Genomic DNA, 12,485 nt, shown 5'->3' on the forward strand with positions numbered 1-12,485 from the left:
TGACTTCCGCTTATTCTTATCGTTCACGTTAAGTATACGCTATCTAAAAGGTGCTTTGGAATTGGCGCGTCGTTTGCTGGTATACTCGGTCATTGCGGAATTTATGAAAGGGTCCACCGTTGTTTTAAAGTACGGAGGTGCGCTATGCACCAGGTTGTATCTAAGTTGGCAAAACTATCCTTGTCTTTGGCTCTCGCCTGCGCGCTTGTTCCGGTTGCGCCTCTTTTGGCGTCCGCTCGTCCTCAGGATGGCGAAGCCGCATCGGGTGCTGTTGATCAGGAGGCGTCGGGTGAACGGGGCGTTTCTGAGGACTTGTCGGGTGCTTTGGACTCGCGGGCGGATGGAACTGTAGCGACTCCTGAGGCTGAAGACGGCGGATTGGGCGTGCAGTCGTCCGAGGCGGTCGCGGTCGACTCCGTTGAGTATCAACGCGTAGGTTTTGTCTATTTCGACCAAAGCTCTCCGTGTGTGGGGGACTCCCAGCTTGTTGTTGTGGCGTTTGACGATGAGTCGATTGCGCTGTCGTCTGCGGAATTAACCCTGATTGCTCCTTCAGGCGAATCGATTAAGGTGGCAGCTTCGGAATTCGTTGGAAACGCAGCGCTTTTTTCTGTGGGGCTTGCGGAATCGGGTGAGTATCGACTTGATCGGATGGGGGCTTCGACGATGTCCGACGGTCGTTCGTTGGCTGTTGATTTGTCTTCATGGGAAGGCGAGCCGTACGCGTTTACGGTCGAGCCTTCGAATGCTTCGGTGTCCTCGCGTGGCGGAGAAGGGGATGCTGCGGACGTGTCTGTTTTTGCGCTTGCCGAAGACGGTCAGCTTGAGGAGGCGGCTTCGTTCGACGAGGCTGTCCAGCTGTCCGCCGAGGGCTCTCCTGCTGTTACGGGGCGGTCTGCGGTTCCCGTAGGTCGTGCCCCTTCGGGAAAGTTCGTTGTCGCCCTGGATCCTGGCCATGGGGGAAGTGAGCCCGGCGCTTCGGGTGGCGGTCTGGTCGAAAAGGACGTCACTTGGAAAATTGCGCAGTATTGCAAGGAAGCGCTTGGGGCGTATGCGAACGTCGAGGTTTATCTGACGCGCGGACAGGACGAGAGGGTGGGTCTCACCGAGCGCGTCAATCGTGCGGTTGCGGCGGGCGCTAATGTGTTCGTAAGCCTGCATGCCAATTCCTCGACCGCTTCTTCGGCGCAGGGGGCTGAGGTGTGGTATCCCAACGACAGCACGTATCGCCAGGAGCTCCATGAAGAGGGCGGGCGTCTTTCTAGCAAGATCTTGGAGAAGTTGACCGCGCTCGGATTGGCTGACCGTGGCATTAAGGTGCGCGATTCCGAACGCGTGGATGGCGAAGGGCCATTTTATTATCCGGATGGAAGCATTCAAGATTACTACACTGTTATCGAGGCTAGCCGTGAGGCCGGCATCGTGGGAATCATCGTGGAGCACGCCTTCTTATCCAACGGGGACGACAGTGCCAAGCTGAAGGACGAGTCGTTCTTGAGGAAGCTCGGTTACGCCGATGCCGAGGGGATCGCCGAGACGTACAAACTTTCTTCGGCTTGGGAGCTTGATGGCGGTCGCTGGAAGCTGAGGCTGGCGGATGGAACGTATGCTACGAACTGCTGGCAGCAGGTTCAAGGGAAGAGATATTGGTTCGACGCGAATTCGTATGCGGTTGTTGGCTGGCAGACAATAGAAGGAAAACGGTACTTCTTTAACGATTCTTGCGCCATGCAGACCGGGTGGTCGAAGCTGGATGGGGCCTGGTACTACTTAGCGGGTTCCGGCGCCATGCAGACCGGCTGGCTCAAGCAGGGCGGGGCCTGGTACTGGCTCGACCCCGAGTCCGGCAGGATGGCCACGGGTTGGGCCGAGGCATCGGACGGCCACCGGTACTTCTTCGAGGGATCGGGCGCCATGCGCGCGGGCGGCTGGATGAGCTCGGGCGGGGCCTGGTACCACCTGGCCGCCTCCGGCGCCATGCAGACCGGCTGGCTGAGCCTGGGCGGGACGTGGTACTGGCTCGACCCCGAGTCCGGCAGGATGGCCACGGGCTGGGCGAAGACGCCCGACGGGACGTGGTACTACTTCGAGGGGTCGGGCGCCATGCGCGCGGGCGGCTGGATGAGCTCCGGCGGGGCGTGGTACCACCTGGCCGCCTCCGGCGCCATGCAGACCGGCTGGCTCAAGCAGGGCGGGGCCTGGTACTGGCTCGACCCCGAGTCCGGCAGGATGGCCACGGGCTGGGCGAAGACGCCCGACGGGACGTGGTACTACTTCGAGGGGTCGGGCGCCATGCGCGCGGGCGGCTGGATGAGCTCCGGCGGGGCGTGGTACCACCTGGCCGCCTCCGGCGCCATGCAGACCGGCTGGCTGAGCCTAGGCGGGACGTGGTACTGGCTCGACCCCGAGTCCGGCAGGATGGCCACGGGCTGGGCGAAGACGCCCGACGGGACGTGGTACTACTTCGACGGCTCGGGCGCGATGAGGTCCGGCGGCTGGATGAGCTCGGGCGGGGCCTGGTACCACCTGGCCGCCTCCGGCGCCATGCAGACCGGCTGGCTCAAGCAGGGCGGGGCCTGGTACTGGCTCGACCCCGAGTCCGGCAGGATGGCCACGGGTTGGGCCGAGGCATCGGACGGCAAGCGGTACTTCTTTGAGAGTTCCGGTGCGATGAGGTCCGGCGGCTGGTTCAAGGACGGCGGGGCCTGGTACTACCTGTCCGCCTCCGGCGCCATGCAGACCGGCTGGCTCGATCTGGGGGATAAGCGCTATTATCTGAATGAATCCGGTGTGATGGCCATCGGAGCCGTGACCATCGATGGCAAAACATATCGCTTTGATGCATCGGGAGCGCTGCTTCCTTCGGATTCTGTCATGGGGCCTTCATCCGCTACGGTGCAGCAGATGGTTGCATACTACAGCGCGCAGGGCGTTGCGTACCCTTCGTACAAGTACGCCACAAGAGGAGCTCCCACCATTTCCGATTTCTGCCAGGTTCTTCTTGATCAGGCAAAAGCCGAGAACGTTCGCGCGGAGGTGCTGTTTGCTCAGGCTATGTTAGAGACAGGCTGGCTGCAGTTCGGAGGCGATGTGGACAAGGACGGGAGGATCCAGTGCAATTTTGGGGGAATCGGCGCAACGGGTAATGGCGTTTCCGGGGACTCGTTCCCTGATGTGAAGACCGGACTTTTAGCCCAGGCCCAGCATCTGAAAGGGTATGCTTCGACCGACCCGCTTAATCAACCTTGTGTCGATCCTCGGTTCAAGTACTTGACCGATAAGCGCGGATCAGCGCCGACGGTTGACAAGCTATCGGGTACGTGGGCTGCAGATAAGACGTATGGAGCAAAAATCATGGACTCCTTGGGTAGGCTGCTTTCCTACTGATTGAACTAATTCCAAACGAGTATTGCTTATTCGCGAATGAAGCCTTCCTTTTCGGAGGGCTTCATTACAATTTGTGTTCAAATTTTATGAAAGCACATATTATCTGAACATACCGTTCAAATCGTTTATACTATCTTGAAAAATGAACATTGAATGAATTAATTCACGGGTATGCATGAGAGGATGCACGGTTGATCACAAAGAATGAGTTTTCGGTGCTTGCTGCACTCGATAGGAAGCCGGACATGAGTCAACGTGCAATTTCTGCTCATGCAGGATTGTCGTTGGGGTCGGTTAACACAGCGTATAAAGCACTTTCGGACAGGGGCTTGATTGAGGCTGGGGCACTTACCGATGCGGGTCGAGAAGCATTATTGCCTTATAAGGTTGACAACGCCATCATCTTGGCGGCGGGTCTTTCGTCGCGGTTTGCGCCTATTTCCTACGAAAAGCCCAAAGGATTACTGTATGTTCGCGGAGAGATACTGATCGAGCGCCAGATTCGCCAACTGCAGGAGTCTGGCATCAATAACATAACGGTAGTAGTAGGGTATAAGAAGGAGTACTTCTTCTATCTTGAGGAGAAGTTCGGCGTATCCATCGTGGTCAACGACGAGTATGCTTCTCGCAACAATCATTCGTCTCTCATGGTGGTTCGCGAGCGTTTGCGTAACACGTTCATCTGTTCGTCTGATAATTACTTTGCCGAAAATCCCTTCGAACTGTATGTATGGAAGGCATATTACGCGGCTCAGTATCAATCGGGTCCTACAAAGGAATGGTGCATGCGTCTAGGGTCTGGTAATCGCATTGTGTCGGTTGAAATAGGCGGTCGTGATGCGCTCATTATGCTTGGACATGTGTACTTCGACAAAGAATTTTCCGGTACGTTTGCCCGCATTCTTTCAGACGAGTACGACGCCCCTGCTACGGTGGACAAGCTGTGGGAAGAACTTTATGTCGATCATATTGCAGAGTTGGATATGGTTGCGCGCGAATACCCCGCTGGTACCGTATTCGAGTTTGATACGCTTGACGAACTGCGCGAATTCGATCCCTATTTTCTCAGGAACGTCGACTCCGAGGCGTTCGATAATATCGTGTCTGCGCTCGGATGCAGTAAAGACGACATTCGCGATGTGTATCCGCTGAAACAGGGGCTCACCAACCTTTCATGCCATATTCGCGTCGGGGATGCCGAATACGTGTACCGCCATCCAGGCATTGGCACTGAGGGCATCATCGATCGTCGGGCCGAGGTAGTTGCTCAAGGAGTGGCGCGTGATCTGGGCCTTGATAGCACGTTTATTGTCGAAGACCCTGAAAAGGGATGGAAGCTGTCTCGCTTCATTCCGAATTGTCGCGAACTTGATCCTCGTGACCCTGCGCAAGTTAAACGAGCCATGGAAATGGCGCGGCGCCTCCATGGGTCAGGCGCGAGTGTTGGCCGGTCGTTCGACTTTTTTGAAGAGGGAAAGCGTTACGAGCATCTGCTTGAGCAGAAGGTAAGTCGAATAGAAGTGCCTGGTTATGCCGAAATGGCTGCAAAGGCGGAAGAGCTCAAGCGCTTCGTTGATAAAGATGATACGCGTGTATGTTTGACTCATAACGACTTCTTCATGTTGAATTTTTTGATTGACGAGCAGGACGAGATGTCGCTTATCGATTGGGAGTATTCGGGCATGTCCGATTATGCCAGCGATTTCGGGACTTTCGTGGTGTGCTGCCAGCTTGATGAGGCTGAGGCTGCTCGTGCTCTTTCCTATTACTTTGGGCGCGAGCCTTCAGCGGAGGAGCGGAGGCATAACTTTGCTTTCGTTGCCCTTGCTGGATGGTGCTGGTACGTATGGTCGTTGCTTAAAGAAGCCGAGGGCGACATGGTGGGCGAATGGCTTTATATTTACTACCGCTATGCGAAAGATTATTTGGATAAGGTGCTGGGTTGGTATCGTCGGGGGAGCGATCGAGGGGGAGTGTCATGAAGGGCTTTGGGAATATGAAATTTGGCTTGACAAGCGGTTTGCTTTGGGGCCTTGACACGGTGATTCTGGGCATGGGCTTGTCTATGGCGCCCTACGTCGGCACTGCTGAGGCGCTTGCGTTTGCAGCCATAGCAAGTGCTGCGCTTCATGATATATTTTGCGCAATTTGGATGTTTGTATACATGGGGGTTAAGGGTCGCTTGGGGGATACGGTTGCTGCTCTTAAGACGCGTAGCGGCAAAGCGGTTGTCCTTGGAGCGTTGCTGGGCGGTCCAGTGGGCATGACCGGCTACGTTATTGCTATTAACAACATTGGTGCGGGCTATACAGCTATTATCTCGTCGTTCTATCCTGCTGTCGGCGCCTTTCTGGCCTTCGTGTTTCTGAAAGAGCGAATGGCCCCCAAGCAGTTTGTCGCGTTGCTGGCGGCTCTTGCTGGCATCATCGTGATGGGATACGTGTCATCTGGCGGTTCCGAGTTGGGAAATCCGCTGTTGGGGTTGTTCGGCGCACTGCTATGTGTTTTGGGGTGGGGCTCCGAAGCGGTCATCTGCGCTTGGGGAATGCGCGATGATGTGGTTGACAACGAGACGGCTTTGCAGATTCGTGAGACGACATCGGCTCTTGCATACGCCATTGTCGTGCTGCCCCTGTTCGGTGCCTGGGGCTTTACGGCGATGGCAGCTCCTAGCTTCGCGACCGGCGTTGTGGCGCTAGCCGCTCTTGCAGGTACGATTTCGTACCTGTTCTATTACAAGAGCATCTCTTCGCCTATTGGCGCAGCGAAGTCCATGGCCCTTAACATCAGTTATTCAGCTTGGGCTGTTCTGTTTGCGCTTGTACTGCAGGGTGCGGTTCCCACCCCGATATCCATTGTGTGCTGCATTGTTATTTTAGTGGGCACGGTGTTGGCTGCAAGCGATTGGAACGAATTGTTTGGACGTAAGGAAAAGGCTGACGTGCGGTAAAAGATTCAGGTGGAGCGGGTTTGGCGACTCTTCTTCGGTCGTAGGCTAGAAGGATGGTCGTCAAACCCGCCCCTTGTTTTATTGAAGTGGTTGTTTCGGTTTAGGAAATCTTCCTCAACGCATCGCACACACGGTCGTAGGCGTCTTGGGTGTCGGGCATCAGCTCCCAAGCACCGTCCATATCGCTTGCGTTCAGGACTTCGTTCATCTTGCAGGCTGCTCGGTACAGGTCCTTGAACGAGAGGTTGCCGGCCACCCCTTTGAGGGAGTGCGCCTCTCGCTGGGATCCTTCGATGTCTTCGCGATCCATGGCTTTTTGAAGTTCTGAGAAATGAGGATCGTCAAGAAACTTCACAGCAAGGCGAAGATACAGGTCCTCGTTGTTGCCGAAGCGCTCCATGGCCTCGACATAGTCGATGCCGCTTTTGGCAAGTTCAGTGTTGTCAAGTGCCATGCTCGTCATCCTTCCATCGCGTCGCGTTCGGCTTTGCAAGGAAGGAAGTATACCTTTAAGCAGCTGATCAGGGGGATCTTATCCGTTATTTGTCATGCGAACGTTGCTGGAATGCGACCAGCGGGTAGTTATGACTGCTCACGCTCGTCTTCCACGAACACGCCTTCCTGCTTGAATACTGCAGAAAACGTTTTGAAGAAGATCTTCACGTCCAACGGAAAGCTCATGGTGCGCACGTACTCGACGTCAAGCGCCAGGCGATCGTGCCACGGCAGCGAATTGCGACCGTACACGGCTGCGTAACCGGTCACGCCCGGTTTGACCGTAAGCTTCAAATGCTCGTCGCCAACGTAAAGCTCGGTTTCGCGGCGCAAGTCGGGACGGGGCCCCACTACGCTCATGTCGCCCTTCAGCACATTGAGAAACTGCGGCATTTCATCAAGCGACGTCTTCCTCATGAATGCGCCTACGCGGGTCATGCGCGGATCGTCGGCTCCGTTGTACGTGGAACCATCCTCCATGACCAGATCGGGCGCATTCACCTTCATCGAACGCAGCTTGTACATTTTGAAATCCCGTCCGCCAACTCCCACGCGCGGGGCGTTGTAGAACACAGGTCCTTTGTCTTCGAAATGAATGAACGGCGCCAAGATGGCGATGATCAATAGGACGAAGGGCAGGGCGATTATGCCTACGACCAGGTCGCAGGCTCGTTTTCCGAATCGTGCGTACATCAGACGGCGCCCTTTGCTTCAAGGGCTTCGTAAGAGCACTTGAACGTTTCCGTGACATAGCGTGCGTCGTCGTCCGAAAGCGAGGTATGCAGCGGCAGCGTCACCTCGTTTTCGAATTGAGCGAACGCGTTCGGGAAGTCGGCGATGTCGAATCCCAGATTGCGGTAGGCGGTCAGCAGCGGCAGCGGCTTGTAGTGAACGTTGGTGGACACGCCCTCTTCGGCCATGCGCTCGATCAGCGCGTTGCGGAATTCCTGCGATTTGCCCGTCAGGCGCACCAGCATAAGGTGTCCGCTCGATGCGAAGTCGTCTCCGTAGTGCTGCAGGATATCCAGATCCATCCCCTCGAAAGCCCGTTCGTACAAACCTATCAGTTCGCGGCGACGTTCCAGCATCCCGGGGTATCGGCGAAGCTGGGCAAGCCCCATGGCGGCTTGGATGTCGGTCATGTTGCATTTCCAGCCCGGAAAAGCAACATCGTACTCCCAAGCGCCCGCTTTGGTTTTCGCGAGGGCGTCTTTGGTCTGGCCATGAAGCGATTGGAGCATAAGTCCGTGGTAGAAATCGTCATCATCGAACAAGCCGGGGCGCCAGGAGAGCGCGCCGCCTTCCGCCGTGGTGAAGTTCTTCACGGCGTGGAATGAAAACGTGGTGAGGTCCGCGACCGAGCCGCAGCTTTCGCCATGGTAGCGTGCGCCCAGAGCGTGAGCCGCATCGGCTACTACGGCAATGCGACCGATGGCGGCTTGCCGGTCGTTCGCCGGCGTCCACGATGCGCCTGCGCTCTCGACCGCCTGGAACAAACGGTCGTAATCGCACATGCGCCCGGCTATATCCACCGGGATGATCGCCTTGGTGCGATCCGTGATCAGGCTGCCAAGCGCGTCGTAGTCCATCTCGTAGGAACCGGGGGCGGTGTCGCACAATACGGGAGTCGCACCTACGTGGCAGATGGGGGAGCACGATGCGGTGTAGGTGTAGGCACAGGTGATGACTTCGTCGCCCGGCCCTATGCCCAGCGCGCGCAGCGCGCACTCGAGCGCAGCCGTGGCCGATGCCAAGCAGGCCGCGCGAGGGGTGCCCACGTACGATGCCAGATCTTGTTCGAGTTGCTTGGTTTTGGGTCCCGTTGTGATCCAGCCGCTTTTTAAGGCGTCCGTTACCTCGGCTATCTCCGCATCCGTGATGTCGGGGGGAGAGAACGGGATATGCTTCTTTTCGGTCAAGAGCGTGCTCCTCGTGTTCCGTGCGATCCCTCGCGCGCTGGTGCGATTGGGCGCGAGAAACCCTATTGTGACGCGACCTTGCCTATTTGGCGAGAGCGCTCAACTAAACATCACAGCAAATTGCGCAGCAGGGTTACGATTTCCCGATAGGATTGCGGCTGGTCGAATTCGCGTTCGGCTACGGCCCGTCCGCGCGCGCCCATGATCTTGCGCAGCGACGCGTTGCCGGCCAGTTCTCCTATGGCGTGCGCAAGGGCGGCTGCGTTTTCCGCTTCGACGTTGAGGCCGATTCCGTCGGAGCTTACCTTTGCGCGGAATTCCGGACTCGATCCGGTGTTGATCAGGGGATTTCCGCTTGCCAGGTAGTCGCCGATCTTGGTGACGATGCTCTGGACCGCCGACTTCACCAGCGAGTTCACCGTGATGTCGGACGCGCACAGGTATGCAGCCATGCTTGCGTAGTCCTGGTAGCCCAGGAAGTCGACAGGCGCTTCCAACTGGCTGGCAAGGGCCTCCAGCTTGGCGCGATCCGGCCCGTCGCCCAGGATCTTCACGCGCACCGGCGGGTGGGGCCGCTCTTGAGCCGGGCCGTACGTGGTGCGCTCGGATGCATGTCGGGCGGCGTGCTCCAGGCGATCCTTCTCAAGAAGCGCCGACGCCTCGATCAGGGTGGCCAAATCGTAGCTGGCGCCCAGGGTTCCCGCGTACGTTGCCCACACTTCGCCGTCGGGCTTGACGATCTCGTGCGCATGAGCGCGTGCGCCTTCGTCGAAAGCGGCCAGGTCGTTTCCCACGTATACGGTGGCTTTGGGGTAGGGTCGCTCTCGATCTGCGGCGGGGCGGGCGGCGTACTCGTCGGAGGTGCCCACGGCTCCCGACAGCAGACGGTAGACGATCCGCGCATCGCGTGCGAACGGGTAGAACGCGATGTCGCTCACCACCGGAACGTTCACCACCATGCGCATGGCCTCGGGCCAAAGGTCGTTGATGTCGGCAACGAAGGGGATCCCCATCTTGTCGGCGCATTCAGCGCATGCGCGCGCGACGTCGTTCGGGGGAATTTCGGCGTAAATCAGGTCGTATTCGCCTGCCGTGCGATCAAAATGCGCGCGCAGGTTCTTTGCGGCAACGCGGTGGCTGCGAATGCGCGCCAAGTCCAGGTTCTTCGTGTACCCGGGCTCGTCGATGAACACGATGCGGTACGGAAGATCCTGGTAGCACGCCTTCGAGCAGTCTCGATGCGCTTTCTCCCAATGCTGGAACGACGACGTGATGAGGTCGACTTCGAACCCCTCGCGAACGAGCAGATCCGAAAGGAAGCGGAATCGCGTGTAGCCGCGCGTCTCGTCGCCGAGCTTCACGCCCATGGTGACAACGGCGATGCGCTTGCAGTTGCGGTTGCGCGTGCGCGCTTGTTTTTGTGTGGTATCCATGGGTCGCAAGTATAGCAAAGGAGTAGGGGAAATCGCCGCGGCTATACGGCGCTTCTTTGATCCTGCAGATGCACTTCGTAGACAGTGCGTCCGTTTACGGCTTCTCCCAAGGGTGCAAAAGACACTTCGTCGGTCGAGAATAATCCAAGGTCCTGCGTAGATACCAGATAGTCTGCTTCCAGCAATGCGACATCCGAGGGATTGACGTACAGCGTGAAGCTGTCGAATGCGGCGTCTCCGAAGTGAGTTTCGCCGTGCACGACTTCTATGGAAATATGCGCGTAGCGATTGTAGACGTCGTCGTACGAGCCTGTTGGGTCGAAGGCTCGCCATAGGCTCAAGTTGGGATAGACGTTGCACGTGTTGATGACTGCGGCGCCGCTCGTGGCTGCCAGATCGGCGTAAGCGGAGCTATCCTCTCCGGTCACCGCCCAGCGAGAGCCGGGATTCGCATCGTTGATCGCGCTCACGGCTGCGCGCGTTTTATTTTCCAAGATGGGGGCAGCCCCTATTTGCACGGGGTTCACCAGCACGCCCATAAACAGCGCAATCGTGGCCAAGTAAGCTACGAGGGCTCCGTCGGCTCCGGCCTTGCTGCGCAGCAACAGGTACATTCCTCCGATCAGCACGAGCGCGCATGCGGCGAAGCTCGCGTTGTTGTAGAACCAGGAAAACGCTGCGGCCGATCCCGTCATGATCGCGCCGCTTGCGACGATCGCGACAACTGCCGCGGCTATACGGCTTGGCCTGGCCTTCAGGAGCGCGAGGCCCCGTATGAGCAGGAGCAGGTTCGTCAATCCGAACGCGATGAACGCCTTGGAGTACAGCCCTCCCGTGCTCAGGCTCATGAGCGTAAGCTTTGCCAGAAATTCGGGGAAGCCGACGAAGCAGTACCAGCCCAGAAATGCGCTCAGCGCCAGCAAAGCGATGAGGTACGCATCGCGCGTGCGTTCCCCGGGCACCCCCCAAAGCGACAGCAGGATGCCCAGGGGAAAGAAATCGTATACCGAGGCGAAGGCGTCGATGCGCAGGCTGTCGGCGAAGGATCGCAAGGGCGTGAGCGCGTCTAGAGGGTATTGAGCCAGCAAGGGCAGGGCTCCGCCGCCGCAGTCGGCTCGATGGCCCGGATAAGCGGTGCTCAGAACCGTTTGCACGGTGTCCCATGACTTTCCGAACACGTAGGCCATGCCGACGCAGAACAGAAGGAAGAACCCTCCAACGATAAGCGCGTCCTTGCGGCTCAGGCGGGCCGCCCGCCAATGCAGGGCGATGTAGACGGCTGCCATCGTGAAGAAAAGATACGCCATCGGCACCTGAAGGGCCGGGTAGAACGTGAGGACGAAGCATCCTCCGCATACGACGAACGGCAACCCTAATGCGATGCGCACCCGGTACGAGGACGTTTTCAGGTATCCGGCGATGATAAGCAGCATGACCTCGCACGATACGATCATCTCCACGTATCCGTTGACATCCAGCCACCAGCTGATGACCGGCGCGAACGTCACCAGCAGCGCGAGCCCGCACGCCAAGCCACGGCGTTGCCGCGCAACGAGCATTCCCACTTCGAACGTGCACATGAACAGCATGACCACGCGTGCGCACCAGAAAAAAGCAAGGCCTCGTTCCGCGCCGAGCAGCAGGTAGCCCCAATGGAAGGGCCGGAAGATCACGGCTGGGTCGGCAACGGGCTGCCCGTACACGATGAACATGTCGCTCGTTGTGCCGCGAAACGTTTCTCCGAAGTAGGGCCATGCTCCCGTGTCATCGAAGCCTTGCGCGAATGCCATGGGCGTGTTGACCAGGAATTCGTCCGAACGGCACGAGCGCGCGGTTCCGAACAGGGTCCCGTCCCATCCGCTTCCGTCGTACCACATGCCAAGCGATGAACCCGATATTCCCAGGCACGTCCCGATTCCGATCGCCCCGAGCGCAATCGGCCAACGATACCTGTACAGAAACTCCGTACAGCGTATTCGGTGCGAGAAGATCAGGGCTGCCGCAGCCGTTCCCGCTATCAAGCCTACGCCAACGAGCACGAGGTTGTGCACGAGGGCGAGCCTTGTTGCACAGGAGAGGAAGAACTCGCTCGCCCCCGCATCGGCTTCGATGCTTTCCAGGTTCAGATAGAGAAACGCAAACGTGGTCAGCACGAGAGCGGCGCCGAAGCCGAAGGCCAGGGCGTGTACGCGGGTGTTCTTCACGAAGGGTCCTGTTCGCTTGAGATGGAGGTGTTCGACCATTATAATCTCAGGACTTCGCGTTCGCTATAATGGTCGAACTGCTCCCAAAGGAAGGGAC

General features: G+C 58.1%; 8 protein-coding genes. 3 read left to right on the forward strand and 5 right to left on the reverse strand.

Annotated elements, in window-relative coordinates; translation table 11 throughout:
* Positions 1-144 precede the first annotated feature (144 nt).
* The 3 genes from LG373_RS02650 (at position 145) to LG373_RS02660 (ending at position 6,337) form a co-directional block, all read left to right on the forward strand.
* Positions 145-3,387: an N-acetylmuramoyl-L-alanine amidase gene (locus tag LG373_RS02650; RefSeq protein ID WP_225748904.1), complete on the forward strand. Its 3,243-nt coding sequence runs from the start codon at positions 145-147 to the stop codon at positions 3,385-3,387.
* A gap of 191 nt (positions 3,388-3,578) precedes the next feature.
* Positions 3,579-5,369, forward strand: coding sequence for a phosphotransferase (locus tag LG373_RS02655; RefSeq protein WP_114567608.1), 1,791 nt, complete (start codon positions 3,579-3,581; stop codon positions 5,367-5,369).
* Positions 5,366-6,337 (forward strand): DMT family transporter, encoded by a 972-nt coding sequence (locus LG373_RS02660; protein ID WP_225748905.1) that lies wholly within the window; start codon positions 5,366-5,368, stop codon positions 6,335-6,337. Before LG373_RS02655 ends, LG373_RS02660 begins: the two co-directional genes overlap by 4 nt.
* Positions 6,338-6,437: 100 nt before the next feature.
* On the opposite strand, the gene LG373_RS02665 is transcribed toward LG373_RS02660, so the two are convergent.
* The 5 genes from LG373_RS02665 to LG373_RS02685 form a co-directional block, all read right to left on the reverse strand.
* The gene (locus LG373_RS02665; protein WP_114567607.1) at positions 6,438-6,791 is read right to left on the reverse strand and encodes an Hpt domain-containing protein; all 354 of its coding nucleotides are present in this window, start codon (positions 6,789-6,791) and stop codon (positions 6,438-6,440) included.
* A 128-nt stretch (positions 6,792-6,919) separates the two neighbouring features.
* On the reverse strand, positions 6,920-7,525 hold the full coding sequence (locus LG373_RS02670; protein ID WP_225748906.1) for a sugar transferase: 606 nt from the start codon (positions 7,523-7,525) through the stop codon (positions 6,920-6,922).
* The gene (locus LG373_RS02675; RefSeq protein ID WP_225748907.1) at positions 7,525-8,751 is read right to left on the reverse strand and encodes a DegT/DnrJ/EryC1/StrS aminotransferase family protein; all 1,227 of its coding nucleotides are present in this window, start codon (positions 8,749-8,751) and stop codon (positions 7,525-7,527) included. Before LG373_RS02675 ends, LG373_RS02670 begins: the two co-directional genes overlap by 1 nt.
* Positions 8,752-8,861: 110 nt before the next feature.
* On the reverse strand, positions 8,862-10,184 hold the full coding sequence (locus tag LG373_RS02680) for a glycosyltransferase (RefSeq protein WP_225748908.1): 1,323 nt from the start codon (positions 10,182-10,184) through the stop codon (positions 8,862-8,864).
* Between the two features lie 41 nt (positions 10,185-10,225).
* Entirely contained in the window at positions 10,226-12,388 is a 2,163-nt protein-coding gene (locus tag LG373_RS02685) for a hypothetical protein (protein WP_225748909.1), read from the reverse strand.
* Between the last annotated feature and the right edge of the window lie 97 nt (positions 12,389-12,485).

It is taken from the genome of Paraeggerthella sp. Marseille-Q4926 (assembly GCF_916618935.1).
Lineage (GTDB): Bacteria > Actinomycetota > Coriobacteriia > Coriobacteriales > Eggerthellaceae > Paraeggerthella > Paraeggerthella hominis.

What these genes read in the sequence shown, in the direction of transcription:
- LG373_RS02660 (WP_225748905.1), top strand. Translation starts at nt 5,366, where the DNA reads ATGAAGGGCTTTGGGAATATGAAATTTGGCTTGACAAGCGGTTTGCTT.
- LG373_RS02650 (WP_225748904.1), top strand. Translation starts at nt 145, where the DNA reads ATGCACCAGGTTGTATCTAAGTTGGCAAAACTATCCTTGTCTTTGGCT.
- LG373_RS02670 (WP_225748906.1), bottom strand. Translation starts at nt 7,525, where the DNA reads ATGTACGCACGATTCGGAAAACGAGCCTGCGACCTGGTCGTAGGCATA.
- LG373_RS02665 (WP_114567607.1), bottom strand. Translation starts at nt 6,791, where the DNA reads ATGGCACTTGACAACACTGAACTTGCCAAAAGCGGCATCGACTATGTC.
- LG373_RS02680 (WP_225748908.1), bottom strand. Translation starts at nt 10,184, where the DNA reads ATGGATACCACACAAAAACAAGCGCGCACGCGCAACCGCAACTGCAAG.